Origin of the sequence: Corynebacterium hesseae (assembly GCF_037850265.1) — a bacterium.
GTDB classification, from domain to species: Bacteria; Actinomycetota; Actinomycetes; order Mycobacteriales; family Mycobacteriaceae; genus Corynebacterium; species Corynebacterium hesseae.
Map to the genome: position 1 here is coordinate 1,351,871 of NZ_CP137211.1, position 16,061 is coordinate 1,367,931.

At 60.7% G+C, this 16,061-nt stretch carries 14 protein-coding genes; 8 read left to right on the plus strand and 6 right to left on the minus strand.

The window, feature by feature from the left end:
* Window positions 1-9 precede the first annotated feature (9 nt).
* The 5 genes from R3O64_RS06295 to mptB all read right to left on the minus strand — a co-directional run bounded on the left by R3O64_RS06295 (window position 10) and on the right by mptB (window position 5,668).
* The gene (locus tag R3O64_RS06295) at window positions 10-981 is read right to left on the minus strand and encodes a quinone oxidoreductase family protein (protein WP_070524523.1); all 972 of its coding nucleotides are present in this window, start codon (window positions 979-981) and stop codon (window positions 10-12) included.
* Between the two features lie 102 nt (window positions 982-1,083).
* Window positions 1,084-2,094, minus strand: a complete 1,011-nt coding sequence (locus tag R3O64_RS06300; protein WP_339017518.1) for a heme A synthase — start codon at window positions 2,092-2,094, stop codon at window positions 1,084-1,086.
* Window positions 2,095-2,176: 82 nt separating this feature from the next.
* Window positions 2,177-2,938, minus strand: a complete 762-nt coding sequence (locus R3O64_RS06305; RefSeq protein ID WP_070524271.1) for an ABC transporter permease — start codon at window positions 2,936-2,938, stop codon at window positions 2,177-2,179.
* Window positions 2,939-2,983: 45 nt separating this feature from the next.
* On the minus strand, window positions 2,984-3,898 hold the full coding sequence (locus R3O64_RS06310) for an ABC transporter ATP-binding protein (protein ID WP_339017519.1): 915 nt from the start codon (window positions 3,896-3,898) through the stop codon (window positions 2,984-2,986).
* Between the two features lie 6 nt (window positions 3,899-3,904).
* Entirely contained in the window at window positions 3,905-5,668 is a 1,764-nt protein-coding gene (mptB, locus tag R3O64_RS06315; protein WP_339017520.1) for a polyprenol phosphomannose-dependent alpha 1,6 mannosyltransferase MptB, read from the minus strand.
* Window positions 5,669-5,866: 198 nt separating this feature from the next.
* Between mptB and R3O64_RS06320 the strand changes: the two genes are divergently transcribed.
* From R3O64_RS06320 to R3O64_RS06350, 7 genes are read left to right on the plus strand one after another with little or no spacing between them, the layout of a single operon-like run.
* Entirely contained in the window at window positions 5,867-6,517 is a 651-nt protein-coding gene (locus tag R3O64_RS06320) for a helix-turn-helix transcriptional regulator (protein WP_246818424.1), read from the plus strand.
* A 22-nt stretch (window positions 6,518-6,539) separates the two neighbouring features.
* Window positions 6,540-7,985 carry a Fe-S cluster assembly protein SufB gene (sufB, locus tag R3O64_RS06325; protein WP_070524260.1) on the plus strand — a complete coding sequence of 482 codons (1,446 nt, stop codon included), beginning with the start codon at window positions 6,540-6,542 and terminating at the stop codon, window positions 7,983-7,985.
* Entirely contained in the window at window positions 7,986-9,176 is a 1,191-nt protein-coding gene (gene sufD / locus R3O64_RS06330) for a Fe-S cluster assembly protein SufD (protein ID WP_101736367.1), read from the plus strand.
* Between the two features lie 27 nt (window positions 9,177-9,203).
* A complete protein-coding gene (gene sufC, locus R3O64_RS06335) occupies window positions 9,204-9,962 on the plus strand; it encodes a Fe-S cluster assembly ATPase SufC (RefSeq protein WP_070524257.1) in 759 nt (252 codons plus the stop codon).
* A 59-nt stretch (window positions 9,963-10,021) separates the two neighbouring features.
* Complete coding sequence (locus R3O64_RS06340; protein ID WP_339017521.1) at window positions 10,022-11,269, plus strand: cysteine desulfurase; 1,248 nt, start codon at window positions 10,022-10,024, stop codon at window positions 11,267-11,269.
* Window positions 11,266-11,715, plus strand: a complete 450-nt coding sequence (gene sufU, locus R3O64_RS06345) for a Fe-S cluster assembly sulfur transfer protein SufU (RefSeq protein ID WP_339017522.1) — start codon at window positions 11,266-11,268, stop codon at window positions 11,713-11,715. The genes R3O64_RS06340 and sufU overlap by 4 nt, the downstream gene beginning before the upstream one ends.
* On the plus strand, window positions 11,716-12,141 hold the full coding sequence (locus R3O64_RS06350) for a metal-sulfur cluster assembly factor (protein WP_070524254.1): 426 nt from the start codon (window positions 11,716-11,718) through the stop codon (window positions 12,139-12,141).
* Here R3O64_RS06350 and R3O64_RS06355 read toward each other — a convergent pair.
* Window positions 12,138-14,150 carry a fructose-specific PTS transporter subunit EIIC gene (locus tag R3O64_RS06355; protein ID WP_339017523.1) on the minus strand — a complete coding sequence of 671 codons (2,013 nt, stop codon included), beginning with the start codon at window positions 14,148-14,150 and terminating at the stop codon, window positions 12,138-12,140. The genes R3O64_RS06350 and R3O64_RS06355 overlap by 4 nt on opposite strands.
* Window positions 14,151-14,311: 161 nt before the next feature.
* Between R3O64_RS06355 and R3O64_RS06360 the strand changes: the two genes are divergently transcribed.
* On the plus strand, window positions 14,312-15,943 hold the full coding sequence (locus tag R3O64_RS06360) for an ABC-F family ATP-binding cassette domain-containing protein (RefSeq protein ID WP_070524251.1): 1,632 nt from the start codon (window positions 14,312-14,314) through the stop codon (window positions 15,941-15,943).
* Window positions 15,944-16,061: the final 118 nt, after the last annotated feature.

Consider the following 16,061-nt stretch of genomic DNA (forward strand, 5'->3'; position numbering starts at 1 on the left):
TTTATCTAGCTATTCTTCCTCCCGCACGCGCAAAACAATTGACCCGGTGGTCTTGCGCTCTTGGAGGTCGCGGTGGGCCTGAGCGGCTTCTGCAAGCGGATATTCTGCAGATACGCGGAAGTCAAGCTCGCCGTCGATAACGGCCTGCACCACGGCTTGAGCACGCATCTGGAACTCGCCTTCTTGGGACGTCCAGGCCCCGAGTGAGGGGCGGGTGAGGAAGATGGAGCCGTGCTTATTCAGCAGCTGCGGATCCATCGGCGGGACTGGTCCCGACGCGGCGCCGAAGAGCGCCACAGTACCGCGCGGGCGCACGACTTCGAGGGACTCGCCGAAGGTCGCCTTGCCGACGCCGTCGTAAACCACGTCAACCCCACGCCCACCGTTGTGGCGGCGTACCTGTTCGGCCAGGCCACTGCTGTAGCGGAAGACACAGTCAGCACCTGCACCGTAGGCCAGCTCTTCTTTCTCATCGGTGGAAACCACTGAGTAAACGGTGGCGCCGAGGGACTTGGCCATCTGCGTAAGGACTAGGCCGACGCCGCCCGCACCGGCGGTAATCAGGCACGATGCGCCTTCCCCAAGCTGATATACACCGTGGGTGAGATAGTGGGCCGTCATGCCTTGGAGGAGCATGGACCCTGCGACGGCGGACGGGATCTCATCCGGGACGGCCACCACGCGGTCGCGCGGCACACAGACTTGCTCGGCATAGGAACCGAATGCGTGATCCCAGGCAACCATCGTGCCCGGGGCGATCTCCCCCTGGGGATCGTGCACAACCCGGCCGGTGCCTTCGAGGCCGAGAATGAAAGGCACAGAGGCGTTGTAGATGCCTTCGCGGTAGTAGGTGTCGATGTAGTTGACGCCGGCCACGGAGACGTCGACAAGCAACTGCTCCTGCGATGGCGTGGGGGAATCTACCTCGGCGTAGGTGAGGACCTCAGGCCCTCCGGTCGTGGTCACCTGAATAGCATGCATGGTGTCTAGGCTAAACGACACCCCGGCCCCCGCGCAGCAAAAACGCCGCCTTCCTCCTAGCGTGGTGGGGAAGACGGCGCTGTGAGCACCTACCGGGTTGCCCTAGCTTTGGGTTGCGGAGCTGCTTTCGACACCAGACTGAGTAGCGCTGGAGGAAGCAATTTCAGTGGTGCGGACGCGGCGCAGTCCATGCGCCCATAGTAGGGCGGTGAAGGCCGTAACCACCGAGGACATGCCAACGTGGAAGGGGACTGTCCAGCGTGGAATGTGCAGGTAGAACTGCGTTACGCCAAGAGCCCATTGGATGACGATGCAGGCAATGAGTACCCAGCCCACCTTCCTGGCCGCCTTGGGCGCACCAGTGCGGTGAAGGAGGAAGACCACGATGAGGGTCAGCGCCAAGTAGACGTACATGCAGATAGCGTGGATGACGGCCATGCCATAGGTATCGACACCGAGGCGTCCCTCCATGCCCACGCCAGCGTCGCCGGAGTGTGTTCCGGAGCCGGTGACAAAGGTACCGGTCAGCAGCACGATGGAGAGCGCTACCGCAGCAACGACCGCGAGCGTGCGCACGGCGGCGGGGAAGAGGCGAGTAGGGGTTCCGTCATCGGGTTCGTTGATGCGGGAGAACAGCATGGCCGCAATCCACACCAGGATCATTGACGGAAGGAAGTGTAGCGCCACGGACCACCACGACAGCTGCAATTTCACCGACAGGGCACCAATGAGTGCCTGCACGAAGATACCTGCGAGCCCCGCCCAGGCATAGACCTTGAGCTCCTTGCGGCGCTGCGCCTTGTGAACGGCCACGATGCTGGCGATGGCTGCTGCCGCAACAACAAAGGTCAGCAGGCGGTTACCAAACTCAATGGCCTGGTGCAGCATGGGGGCCGCGCCCTGGATAGGAACGAGGGAGCCGGGGTGGCAGTTGGGCCACGTCACGCAACCAAGGCCGGAGCCGGTCACGCGGACGATAGAACCCGATACTGTAATGCCAGCCTGACAGATTAAGAGGACGAGTGCGATAATGCGCTGTGTCTTCAGCGAGGGGCCTGCAGGATTTGTAGCAGGCGCAGGGGTGCGTTGAGAAGAAATGTTGGCAGTACTCACGGGTACTCAGCCTACCGTTCGGCACCGCTTCGAAACCAAAACCGGCATGTGCGTCACGCCGTGCAAGGGAGAAGAATCACTTTTAGCCTTCGAAGCGGAACCAACGCACCGCTGCAAACGACGCTACCGCTGACCAACCGATGAGGACGAGGATCTCAAAGACAGGGAATGCTCCTTTAAGAGCGATGTCGAGCCCACCGGCCATCGCCACAGTGGGCACGAGCGTGAGCACCCCATTATCGCCCAGACCCTGGGAATACATCACCCAGCCGACGGTACCGAGCAGAATGAACCAAATGAGGTTGGACACCGCCAGGACAGCCTCTGAACTGAGGGTTCCGCCGAGCAGCAAGCCGAGCGCTGTAAATGTGGCGACACCAAATGCCAACACCACCACACCGATGGCGGCACCGCCGGCAGTAATACGCAGCCCGAGGATGGCAGCTGCTGTGCCCAGTACAAGGACCTGAAGTACCACCATTGAAAGAACGCCAAGGATCTTTCCCACCACGATGGCCCAGGCCGGAACTCCTGATGCGCCCGTTCGTTTGAGCGCGCCATAGCGACGGTCGAAAGCCAGAGAAATAGCTTGGCCGGTAAACCCAGAGGATGTAGCGCCGACGGCTAGGACCATGGGGAAGATCTCCTCTACGCCGTGGCCCGTACTGTCCTGCATCTTGGCGGCGCCGATCAGGATAGCGAGCGGAATGATGATGCTCAGTAGCTGTTGCTCGCCGTGCCGCAGCATCAGCTTTGACTCGATTGCCCCTTGGGCACGGGCCATGGCGGCAACGCCAACGCGCTGCGGATTCGGGCTGAATGTGCCGGGTGCGAAGGTGCTCATGGAGCTTCTCCTTGATCAAACAAAATGGTAGGTGTCAGATGCGGGCTAACTGCGCATCTCGCGGCCGGTGAGATCTAGGAAGACCTCTTCGAGGTTACGGTGCGAGGTTTGCAGGTTGCGGAGGACAACGTCGTGCGCGGCTAAGAACGTGGCGAGCTCTGCGATGACCTCCGGGCTGACCGAAGAGGTGAGTCGGTAGTGGAGGGGGCGGGTAGCGTCGGCGGAGATGCCTGCCTTACGCAGCGCCTCAAGGTCCACTGGAGTCGCGGTCTCAAAACTCACCTGTGGGATATCAGCGGAACTCGTCAGCGACGCTGCGGTGCCGCTGGCGACGAGCTGGCCGTGATCAATAATGACCACGCGGTCGCTGAGTGCTTCCGCTTCATCCATGAGGTGCGTGGTGAGGATGACTGTCACGCCATCTGCACGCAACGCACGGATGAGATCCCACACGGCAAGGCGCGATTGCGCATCCATACCTGCCGTGGGTTCATCGAGGAAGACCAATTCTGGACGTCCAATGATGGCCAAGGCGAGAGAAAGCCGCTGTTGCTGCCCGCCCGACAAACGGCGGTAACTATTCTTTTCCACCGCGCGCAGCCCTAGGGTATCCAGTAGCCATTCCGGGTCTAAGGGATTGTCGTTATAGGCGGCGCTAAGCTGTAGCATCTCCTTAACCTTGATTCCGGAATAAGAACCTCCGCCCTGCAGCATGATGCCAATGCGGGCGCGCACCGCGTCAGGGTTGCGTGCAGGGGCAAGCCCCAGAACCTCAATGTGGCCGGAGGTGGGCTTCTTAAATCCCTCACACATCTCGATGGTGGTTGTCTTGCCCGCACCATTGGGGCCAAGCAGACATAGAATCTCGCCGTAATTAGCGCGGAAGCTCAGCCCATTTACCGCGTTGACGTCGCCATAGGTCTTTTTGACGTTTTCTAGGATGAGAGCCGATCTAGTCACGGGCAGTTAGTTTAAGACACGCACGCCCGCTCGGCGCAACGCAACCCACCCCGCAGCGATCAGTGCTACGAACGTCACCACAGCGGCTAGGTAGATAACGAAGACCGTGCCTGGGGGCAGGCCTAGCCCGCGTGGTAGGACGATGAAGCTCATCACCCCGGAGTAAATCATTACCGCCATACGGAAGAAGCGCCGGTTTGCCCACGCCGCGAGCGGCAGCACCGCCCACAGGATGTACCAGGGCTGGACGACGGGGAAGAAAACCACGAGCGCGAAGGTGGACACACCGAGTCCGCCCACCGGGTGGATGGCTCCGCGGAAGGTCGCATACAGCATGCGGAGCATAAAACCGGCGGCAATGATGACGCCGACAGTGCGGGTGACGCTGAGAATGGCCTCGGTGTGATCACCCAAACCCAACAGCATCCCGAGGAAGCCGGCGCCGACGCCCACGGAGGTTGTCGCAGAGAGCCAGGAACGGATCGTAGCCGCGCCGCCTTGACCAAAGATCCATCCAATATCGATACCCGTGACTATCGTGACTGCCGCAACAGAAACGGCGAGCAGAAGCAGCTGGGCAAGACCGGCGCCAAGGACCGCCCGTACGGCGGGCACACCGTGCTTGTCGACGAGCCTGCGAGCAGCCGCCATACCGACAAACCCAAGTCCAATGAAGCCAGTAACCTTCACCATGCCGGCGCACGAAATGAGGACGCCAGACGCGATGAACAGTGCCCATACCCGCCAACGGGCGGCGTGGGAATCGTTGACAGCCCGAAGGCCCAATTCCACACCGACGAGAGCCAGCCCCAGCATGAAGGATTCATTGTGAATGCCTCCTACCAGGTGAAGGATGGTCAAGGGGTTGAGGATGCCGAGCCAGAGTGCTGCCTCTGGGGCCACCCGGCAGCGGGCGGCAAGACGCGAAATGGCCCAGCCAGCAGCGATAATGCCGACGAGGGAAAACACTCGGTGCAGGACTACACCCCAGATGATGGAGTCGTGGGTGAGCCAGCTGACCAATGCGGCCAGTCCTAACGCCACAGGGCCATACGGGGAGGGGGAGTTTGCCCAGATGAAAGGGACGGAACGGGCAAGGTCGTTATCGGCACCCAGCAGTTCGACGGGGCCTGCGGAATAGGGATCGAGGCCTTGCAGCACGATGGATCCGTTGGCCAGGTAGGAGTAGATGTCTTGGGTGAAAAGGGGAGCGGTGACCAGTAGTGGAAGTACCCATCCCAGCCAGGTTCGCCACATCTGGCTTTGCGTCAGCACTCGGGGGGAGTGGCTAAACCTCGTATCCTCCCCGTCGCCCGTTAGTTTTGGATTGTGCTCGGCCTTGCGCAGGCGCAGTGGAGCCCCCACGAGTGGGGCCATAAAAATCCACGCGGTCACCATGAAACCGACACCGATAAACACGATGGCGGAGGAAGACTGCAGCATTCGTGACATGAGTGAACCGAAAGGCAAGGACTCATACGGGTTTCCCACCACTGGGAGCGCGCCGGCGCCCAAGCCGCCGAGTGCAATGAGCAGTGCGCCGATCGTGCCGAGCCAGCGAAGCGTGAACAGTGTACGCAGCTGGGAGATGGTGCGGCGGTGGGCGTCGCCAAGCGCGGCGTGATCTGCGCCCTCGGCGGAGTCAGGGAAGTCTTGGTGAAGGAGCGCGGAACGGGAACCAGGAACACCCATGCGGGGAAGCTCATCGCGCACGCCCCAGATGACGCGGGGCAGCCGCCCCGATCGGGTGTAGTCGCGTTCCATATTCATGACTGTCTACCTTAGCGGCTCAGTGGTGAGCGGGAACTAGCTGCCCGCGACACGAAGGAAAGAGTGGAAATTGGGAATGAATTAAGGAACACTAGTGTTGTCTAAACAGGGAATGATTCACTCAAGGAGGTGTGCACCGTGACGAAGGAGTTACCCAGGGAGACTCGCTCAACCGAGGGCGATACTCGCCGCCACGTCATGTTGTTGCTTCTCAAGGACGGCCCGGTGACGGCGTCGTACTTAGGTGAACGCCTAGGTCTCTCTGCAGCCGGCATACGCCGGCACTTAGACATTTTGGTGGAGGAAGGACTCACCGAGGTTGTACACCGCCGCCCAGCAGCCCGCCCCGGGCAGTCGGCAGGCCGTGGTCGCCCCGCCAAGCACTTCCGCCTCACGGATCAAGGCCGTGCCCAATTCGGGCATGCCTATGACCAACTGGCGGCGGAAGCACTCACCGCGTTGCGCGAAGCGGGAGGGCCCGAGGCGGTCCGGCGCTTTGCCAAGGCCCGCTTCGAGCGGCTCGTGGAAGACGTGACTCCTTTGGTAGAGGAGGAAGAATCCGTACCTGAGGTGGCACGCCAGCTGGCCGCTGTGCTTGATGCACACGGCTACGCGGCCACGGTGACATCGGTGGGAAATGGAGTGCAGATTTGCCAGCACCATTGCCCGGTGGCCCATGTGGCTGCTGAGCATCCGGAGTTGTGTGAAGCAGAACAAGAAGTTTTCTCCGCGCTATTAGGCAAACACGTGCAGCCTTTGGCCTCCATCGCGGATGGCCACGGAATCTGCACCACGAATATCCCCTTAAAACCTGTCCCGCCGACTGCGGTGGAACGGGAAAAAGACTAATCAACATAGAAAGGAGCGGGCTTTGACACAGGCACAACCAGCACCAGGGCTTGAGACCAAGATGAGCGATGATGAGATCATCTCCTCCATCGGTGGATATGACTACGGCTGGCACGATTCGGACGCGGCCGGCCAGGCAGCACACCGAGGTTTGAGCGAAGACGTCGTCCGCGATATCTCGGAGAAGAAGAACGAGCCGGAATGGATGCTTGAGTCCCGACTCAAGGCACTGCGCGTTTTCAACAAGAAGCCGGTGCCCACGTGGGGCCCGGATCTCTCCGACATCGACTTTGACAACATTAAGTACTTTGTCCGCTCCACTGAGAAGCAGGCCCAAACCTGGGATGACCTGCCATCAGACATTAAGGAGACCTACGACAAGCTGGGTATCCCGGATGCCGAAAAGAAGCGTCTAGTCTCCGGTGTTGCCGCCCAGTACGAGTCCGAGGTGGTCTACCACAAGATTCGTGAAGACCTCGAAGCCCAGGGCGTTATCTTCGTCGATACCGATACCGCTGTGCGCGAGTACCCGGAGATCCTCCAGGAGTACTTCGGCACGGTCATCCCAGCCGGTGACAATAAGTTCTCCGCACTGAACAATGCCTGCTGGTCTGGTGGCTCCTTCGTCTATGTGCCAAAGGGCGTCCACGTGGACATCCCGTTGCAGGCTTACTTCCGCATCAACACGGAGAACATGGGCCAGTTCGAGCGCACCCTCATCATCGTGGAAGAGGACGCCTACGTCCACTACATCGAGGGCTGCACCGCTCCGATCTACAACTCGGACTCACTGCACACCGGTGTCATCGAGATCGTCGTGAAGAAGGGCGGCCGCTGCCGCTACACCACCATTCAGAACTGGTCCACCAACGTCTATAACTTGGTGACCCAGCGCGCCAAGGTGGAAGAGGGCGGCACCATGGAATGGGTCGATGGCAACATCGGTTCCAAGGTCACCATGAAGTACCCCTCCTGCTGGCTGACCGGCGAGCACGCTAAGGGCGAGGTTCTCTCCCTGGCTTTCGCTGCGGACAACCAGGTGCAGGACACCGGCTCCAAGATGGTCCACATGGCGCCGAACACCTCCTCCAACATTGTGTCCAAATCGGTGGCCCGCAATGGTGGCCGCGCCGCCTACCGTGGTCTGGTGCAGGTCAACGCCAACGCTGCCAACTCCACGGCCAACGTCGAGTGTGACGCGCTGCTAGTGGACAATAACTCGCGTTCGGATACGTATCCGTACAACGATATCCGCAACGACCACGTCACCTTGGGCCACGAGGCGACCGTCTCGCAGGTCTCCGAGGAGCAGTTGTTCTACCTCATGTCCCGCGGTATCGCCGAGGAAGAGGCCATGGCGATGATCGTGCGCGGCTTCGTTGAGCCGATTGCAAAGGAGCTCCCCATGGAATACGCATTGGAGCTCAACCGTCTTATCGAGCTGCAGATGGAAGGATCGGTGGGCTAAGTGGTAGCTTCCAACGAATTTAATCCTGCTGACGTCACCAAGGGTGACCAGTTCACATCATTCAACGTGGAGGACTTCCCGGTCCCGCATGGCCGCGATGAGGTGTGGCGCTTTATTGCCCTGCGCAACCTGCGGGGCCTGCACAACGGTGAGTTTGCGCCGGCAACCGCGCAGAAGATCGACGTCACCGCTCCGGAAGGCGTGACCTCCGAAACGGTTGCGCCTGACGACGAGCGCTTGGGCACCGCTGGCGCACCTGCTGACCGCGTTGCTGCACAGGCCTGGACTTCCATGCCGGAGGCACAGGTTGTCACTGTGGACGCTGAGGCACAGTTGGACAAGCCAGTGGAGATCACCATTACCGGTGCTGGTGAGGGCGTGACCTCCTTTGGTGCGACCTCCATCCACGTGGGACACCACGCCGAAGCCACCATCGTGCTGAAATACGTCGGCTCCGGCACCCACGCGGACAATGTTGAGTTCGTGCTGGGCGACGGCGCCCACGTCACCGTCGTCGTTGACGCCGATTGGGAAGATGACGCCGTCCACCTGTCCCACCAGATCGCGAAGGTGGGCCGCGACGCCGTCCTGCGCCACAACACCGCCATCTTCGGCGGCGAGATTGTGCGCCTCGTTCCGCGCGTGGTTTTCGACGCCCCGGGCGGCGATGCCGAGCTGCTGGGCGTCTACTTCGCCGATGCCGGCCAGTACTTTGAGAACCGTCTGCTCGTGGATCACGATGTGCCGAACTGCCGCTCCCGCGTTTTCTACAAGGGCGCGCTGCAGGGCGCTACGGCCGCGCAGAAGGCCGAGGCTGGCTCCGCTTCCCGCACCCCGGAGGCCCGCACCTGCTGGGTCGGTGACGTGCTCATCCGCAAGAACGCGAACAACACGGACACCTATGAGACGAACAACAACCTGATTCTCACTGAGGGCGCGCGTGCAGACGCCATCCCGAACCTGGAGATCCAGACCGGCGAGATCGTCGGCGCCGGCCATGCCGCAACTGTGGGCCGCTTCGATGACCTCGAACTGTTCTACCTCATGTCCCGCGGCATTCCGGCCGCCGAGGCACGCCGCCTCATCATCCGCGGCTTCTTCTCCGAAGTCATCTCCCGCATCCCGGTCGAGTCCCTGCGCGAGGAACTGGAATCCCGCGTCGTCGACGAGCTCGCCAAGATCAACGCTTAAAACTCCCCGAAAGCAGGTACCAACTCAATGTCTACTCTGGAAATTAAGAATCTCCACGCGCAGGTGCTCCCCAACGAGGAGGACGGCGAGCCGAAGGAGATCCTCAAGGGCGTCAACCTGACCATCAACTCCGGTGAGACCCATGCCGTCATGGGGCCCAATGGCTCCGGCAAGTCCACCCTGTCCTACGTCATTGCCGGTCACCCCAAGTACGAGGTTACTGAGGGCGAGGTGCTCCTCGACGGCGAAAACATCCTTGAGATGGAAGTTGATGAGCGCGCCCGCGCTGGCCTCTTCCTCGCCATGCAGTACCCGACCGAGGTGCCGGGCGTGAAGATGTCCCAGTTCATGCGCTCTGCCGTGACCGCTATTCGTGGCGAGGCCCCGAAGCTGCGCGAGTGGAACAAGGAGCTCACGGAAGCTCGTGAGAAGCTCTCCATCGACAAGTCCTTCGCCCACCGTTCCGTGAACGAAGGTTTTTCCGGCGGTGAGAAGAAGCGCCACGAGGTCATGCAGCTGGACATCCTCAAGCCGAAGTTCGCAGTCATGGATGAGACCGACTCCGGCCTGGACGTCGACGCCCTCCGCGTGGTTTCCGAGGGGATTAACCGCTACCAGGAAGAAACCAAGGGCGGCATCCTCCTCATCACGCACTACAAGCGCATCCTCAACTACGTCGTCCCAGACTTTGTCCACGTCTTCGCAGACGGACACGTCATCAAGACCGGTGGCGCCGAGCTGGCTGATCAGCTTGAGGCGGACGGCTACGAGCAGTTCCTCAAGTAGAACTCATCAGGCTGCACACACCACGTACGCAATCGATAAAGAACCGAGCACAAGGACCTATGTCTGAACTAGACGTTAATGCGATCAGGGAGCAATTCCCCATCCTCTCGCGCACCGTGCGCGACGGTAAGCCACTGGTGTACCTGGATTCGGGTGCGACCTCGCAACGTCCCCTCCCGGTGTGGAAGGCTGAGGAGGAGTTCGTACTCGGCACCAATGCGCCGGTGCACCGCGGCTCCTACCAGTTGGCGGAGGAAGCCGATGACGCGTATGAGTCCGCCCGCCAGGCCATTGCCGCTTTCGTTGGCGCGGACCGCGATGAGATTTCCTTCACCAAGAACGCCACTGAGGCGTTGAATGAAGTCGCCTACGTGCTTAGCGATGAGCGCGCGGGTCAGCTTTATGTCGGCGAGGGCGATACCGTCGTCGTCACCGAATTGGAGCACCATGCGAACTTGGTGCCATGGCAGGAGCTGTGCCAGCGCACTGGCGCGACGCTGAAGTGGTACTCCATGACTGAGGACGGCCGCATTGATCTTGATTCGCTCGAGCTCGATGACTCCGTCAAGGTCGTGGCTTTTACCCACCAGTCCAACGTGACGGGAGCCGTGGCCCCCGTCGAGGAACTGGTGCGCCGTGCCCGCGCTGTAGGCGCGATGGTGGTTCTGGACGCATGCCAGTCCGTTCCGCACATGCCGGTGGACTTCCACGCTCTCGACGTGGACTTCGCTGCGTTCTCTGGGCACAAGATGTGCGGCCCAACCGGCGTCGGTGTGCTCTACGGCAAGGCGGAGCTGCTGGCACAGCTGCCGCCCTTCCTTACTGGCGGTTCCATGATCGAGGTGGTCAAGATGGAAGGCTCGACCTTTGCCGAGCCACCCACCCGCTTCGAGGCCGGTACCCAGATGACCAGCCAGGTCGTAGGGCTGGGAGCTGCGGTGAAGTTTTTGAGCGAAGTGGGCATGGAGGCCATTCACGCTCACGAGCAGAAGCTCACCGCGTTGGCCTTGGACAAGCTTTCCGAGATTGCTGGTCTACGCATCATCGGCCCCGAAAACACCGAGGATCGCGGGGGAGCGGTCTCCTTCATCGTGGAAGGCATCCACCCGCATGATTTAGGCCAGGTGCTTGATGCTCATGGCGTGTCCATCCGCACTGGTCACCACTGCGCGTGGCCACTGCACCGCGCGTGCAAGGCTAATTCGACCGCACGCGCTAGCTTTTACCTGTACAACACTGAGGACGAGGTCGACGCCCTCGTAGAGGCGGTGCGGGCTGCCCGTGCTTTCTTTGGAGTGAGCGAATGAACCTAGATTCCATGTACCAGGATGTCATCCTGGACCACTATAAGAACCCGAAATTCTCCGGCTTGCGCGATGGCCAGGCCGAGGTTCACCACGTCAACCCTTCGTGCGGCGATGAGATCACGCTGCGCGTGAAGCTGTCGGCCGACGGGAAGACTGTAGAGGACGTGTCCTACGACGCTGAGGGCTGCTCCATCTCGCAGGCTTCGACTTCCGTCATGGCGGAAGAAATCGTTGGCATCCCTCTGGAGGAGGCCAACGCCAAGATCGAGGAGTTTGACCGGATGGTGACTTCCCGCGGCGAAATTGAGGGAGACGACGAGATCATTGGGGATGGCGTCGCCTTTGCCGGTGTCGCCAAGTTCCCTGCCCGTGTTAAGTGCGCGCTGCTGGGGTGGAAGGCCTTCCAGGCTGCCACCGCACAGGCGCTGACTGAATTGGAGAAGTAGATGGCGGATACCACTAACGATAGCCAGCCGACCGACCCGTATCAGGACGAGAACGCCTCCTTCGCCGGCGGCGGAGTAAAGCCTGAACAGACCGAAGAGCAGATTGCCAAGGCATTCGACATCACCGAATATCTCCGGGACGTCATCGACCCGGAGCTGGGCATCAACGTTGTTGACTTGGGCCTGGTTTACGACCTCTGGCTCGAGGACATTGACGGCAAGAACACCTGCGTCATCAACATGACGCTGACGTCCCCGGCGTGCCCGCTGACTGACGTCATCGGTGAGCAGATCGACGACGTCGTGGTGGGCAACAAGCTTGCCGACGCCGTCCAGCTCAATTGGGTGTGGATGCCGCCGTGGGGCCCGAACATGATTACCGAAGAGGGCCGCGAGATGCTCCAGGCCCTCGGCTTCGCGGTCTAATCGTTTCGCTGCCCCACAGTGGGCAAGGACGCCGGATCCAGCGCCGAGGAGATGATATCGACGGCTTCTTCTTGGGTTGTAGCGGACTGAAGGCGAACGCGGAAGTCCTCCTTCATGATTGCCCGTGCCAGCTTGGAAAGCAGTTTGAGGTGTTGCTTGCCGGCGTCGTCTGGCACGGCAATGAGGAACACCATCGTTGTGGGCTCCTCACCCTGTGCCCACGTGATTGCTTCGGAAAGACGTGCAAAAGCCAAGGTAGGAACCTTCACGCCAGCTGAACGGGCGTGCGGGATCGCCACGCCATGGCCCACGCCGGTAGAGTGCTTCGTCTCGCGCTCAAGAGCCGCTGTGAGCACCGCAGAAGGATCAGCAAGGCGAGGAGAAACTAGCCGCACTAGTGCTTCGATGGTTTCGTCGCGAGTACTGCCCAGACTGTGGTCGAGGCTCACCGTTTCGATAGACAGCAGTGGTTGTCCCAGATGCGAGCTTTCCGCCGCGTTTGCTGAAGCTTTGTCCGCAGCGCCCTGGTCGCTCTTGCTCTCATTCTTCTCTGTCGTTTTCTTATGCTGAGTAAGTGCGATTAATAGGAGCATGACTGATGCACAGACGACAACGCCAATAAGCAATGCCACGAAGAAGCCCGCGACGTTGTCGACAGCACCGAGCACTGCGACGATGGGGCCGCCGTGCATGACATGGTCTTTAACTCCGAATGCGCCTGCTAGACCACCGGCAACCGCACCGCCGATGACGTTCGCCGGAATGACCTGCAGAGGGCGTGCAGCGGCAAGGGGAATTGCGCCTTCCGTAATGCCGAATAGCCCCATGAAAAGCGCGGCGATACCGGCGTCTTTTTCGGCCTTATTAAACCAGGCACGGCGGGCAAGGGTGGCAGCGCCCACCGCCAATGGCGGTACAGCGATAGCGGTAGCGGCCATTCCCATAGGGGCTGCATTACCAGCGGCAATCATGCCTCCACCAAAGAGGAACGCTGTCTTGTTGAAGGGGCCGCCCATGTCAAACGCGATCATCGCTCCGATAACGAGGCCAAGCACAACGACAGAGGAGCCTTGCATTCCTGCGAGGTACTCGGTCATGGCTTCAAATGCACCAGCTATCGGTGAGCCGACCAGGTAAATGAAGATAAGACCCACAATGAGGGTGGTGAAAATCGGGATAACGATGATCGGCCAAATCGGGGCGATGTATTTGTTCACCGGAATCTTCTTGATCCCTAGCGCCACATAGCCGGACAGGATGCCGGTGACGATACCTCCTAAGAACCCGGCACCGGCTTCAGATCCGTAGAGTGATCCAGTCGTAGCGATGAGGCCAGTAATCAGACCAGGCGCCAACCCAGGACGGTCCGCAATGCCCACTGCGATATAGCCGGAAAGAATCGGCACCATGAGTGAAAAGGCCAAACCACCCAGCTCGTTCAGCGTATTCCAGAAGGAATCCTCGGGAATTGCCAAGCCTTCGGGCGTCGGGGTTCCTCCAATTGACAGTGCTACTGCGATGAGGAGACCGCCGGTCACCACGAACGGGATCATGTGGGATACGCCGTTCATCAGCGCTTTATAGAGGGTCTGTCCCACGGCGCGCGCGCCATGGGCACTGCCGGAGCTGTCCTCGCGCTGAGATCCCTTCGGCTCTTCGGCAGAAAACTTTTCTTCCCATTTCGACGCGGACAGCGAACGGCGGAGGAGCTCCTTTGGGTGCTTAATAGCTTCATCGACGCCCGTTGCTGCCAAGCGCTTGCCGCGGAAACGATCCTTGGCAATCACAGTGTCGGCGCCAATTACGATGGCATCGGCTTCTTCGATGTCCTTAGCGCTAAAGGTGCCTTCGACACCGATTGAGCCGTGGGTCTCAACTTTGATCCGGTATCCAAGTTCCGCGGCAGCGGCCTCGAGGTTTTCAGCCGCCATGTAGGTATGCGCAATACCAGTTGGGCAGGCGGTAATCGCGAGGATTAATGGCGGTTTCGATGTGGCTGATGTACTCATGATGTCAATGTAGGCACATCTTTCATCTTGTATAGGTGAAGCGCGCCGAATCCGGGCCACGAATTTCCAGATGACTTATCCTCCGTACCGTTAGCTTTACGTCGATCAGCGCCCTGCCGCTGGTTCGGGTTTAACTGCCCTGGTTGCTAGACTGTTTCGACGTGATTGTGACCAATGATTTCGAGGTGCGCGTGGGCGCACGCACGCTTCTCGACGCCCCCGGCCAGCACCTCCGCGTACAGCCGGGTGACCGCATCGGGCTGGTCGGCCGCAACGGCGCAGGAAAGACCACGACGATGCGCATCTTGGCGGGGGAGACCGAGCCTTATGGCGGTTCGGTAACGCGCTCTGGCCCCATTGGTTACCTGCCGCAGGATTCCCGCGAGGGCAACATCGAACAGACCGCGCGCGAACGCGTGCTCTCGGCCCGTGGTCTCGATGAGATCAAGCGGCGCATGGCCAAGCAGCAGGAACTCATGGAGACGGCAACGGACGACAAGTTCCGCGATAAGGCCATCCGCAAGTTCTCGCGCTTGGAAGAGGAGTACCATTCCCTCGGCGGCTACGAGGCGGATTCCGAGTGCGCACAGATCTGTGACAACCTTGGCCTCCCGCAGCGCGTCTTGGATCAGCAGCTCAAGACGCTCTCCGGTGGCCAGCGCCGCCGCGTGGAGCTGGCGCAGATTCTTTTCGCGGCGTCGGCAGGCTCCGGCAAGTCCCAGACCACGCTGCTTCTCGACGAGCCCACGAACCACCTCGACGCAGATTCCATCACCTGGTTGCGCGGCTTCCTGTCGAAGCATGAGGGCGGGCTCATCATGATCTCGCACGACGTGGACCTGCTCGAGGCCGTCTGCAACAAGGTCTGGTTCCTCGACGCCGTGCGCGCCGAGGCGGATGTCTACAACATGGGCTTTAAAAAGTATCTCGATGCCCGTGCGACCGATGAGGCCCGCCGCCGCCGTGAGCGCGCCAACGCGGAGAAGAAGGCGGCCGCCCTGCACAAGCAGGCCGCAAAGCTCGGCGCTAAGGCGACGAAGGCCGCAGCAGCTAAGCAGATGCTGCACCGCGCTGAGCGCATGATGAACGAGCTCGATGACGTGCGTGTGGCCGACAAGGTTGCCCACATCAAGTTCCCGGAGCCGGCTCCCTGCGGTAAGACCCCGATGAACGCGAAGGGCCTGACCAAGATGTATGGCTCGCTTGAAGTCTTCGCGGGCGTGGACTTGGCCATTGATAAGGGCTCGCGCGTCGTCGTGCTGGGCTATAACGGTGCCGGAAAGACGACCCTGCTCAAGCTTCTAGCGGGCGTGGAGCGCACCGACGGTGAGGGCGGTATTGTCTCCGGCCATGGTTTGCGCATCGGCTACTTTGCCCAGGAACACGACAACATCGACCCAGACAAGACCGTGTGGGAAAACACCATCGAGGCTTGCCCCGATGCAGGCCAGCAGGATTTGCGCGGTCTGCTCGGTGCCTTTATGTTCTCCGGGGATAAGCTGGAGCAGCCCGCCGGCACGCTCTCCGGCGGTGAAAAGACGCGTCTTTCCTTGGCCACGCTCGTGTCCTCGCGCGCAAATGTGCTGCTTCTCGACGAGCCCACGAACAACCTCGACCCCCAGTCCCGCGAGCAGGTTCTCGATGCGCTCGGTACTTATACCGGTGCCGTAGTTCTGGTAACCCACGACCCAGGCGCGGTAAAGGCCCTCAACCCAGAGCGTGTCATCATCATGCCTGACGGCGACGAGGATCTGTGGAACGACGAATACATGGAGATCGTTGAATTGGCCTAGGGGCTAGTTCCTTACTCCGGTTGCAGCAACGGCAGCGCTCTTTGTTCTTCTGGTCACCGTGATACTTCGTGGCCTTCCATAAAACCTATAGTGCGCTAGAATCGGGGGCACACTCACT

Coding starts and splice junctions, on each gene's coding strand:
- R3O64_RS06320 (WP_246818424.1), top strand. CDS start 5,867: ATGTTGTTGCTTCTCAAGGACGGCCCGGTGACGGCGTCGTACTTAGGT.
- sufU (WP_339017522.1), top strand. CDS start 11,266: ATGAACCTAGATTCCATGTACCAGGATGTCATCCTGGACCACTATAAG.
- R3O64_RS06340 (WP_339017521.1), top strand. CDS start 10,022: ATGTCTGAACTAGACGTTAATGCGATCAGGGAGCAATTCCCCATCCTC.
- R3O64_RS06350 (WP_070524254.1), top strand. CDS start 11,716: ATGGCGGATACCACTAACGATAGCCAGCCGACCGACCCGTATCAGGAC.
- R3O64_RS06355 (WP_339017523.1), bottom strand. CDS start 14,150: ATGAGTACATCAGCCACATCGAAACCGCCATTAATCCTCGCGATTACC.
- R3O64_RS06305 (WP_070524271.1), bottom strand. CDS start 2,938: ATGAGCACCTTCGCACCCGGCACATTCAGCCCGAATCCGCAGCGCGTT.
- sufC (WP_070524257.1), top strand. CDS start 9,204: ATGTCTACTCTGGAAATTAAGAATCTCCACGCGCAGGTGCTCCCCAAC.
- R3O64_RS06295 (WP_070524523.1), bottom strand. CDS start 981: ATGCATGCTATTCAGGTGACCACGACCGGAGGGCCTGAGGTCCTCACC.
- mptB (WP_339017520.1), bottom strand. CDS start 5,668: ATGAATATGGAACGCGACTACACCCGATCGGGGCGGCTGCCCCGCGTC.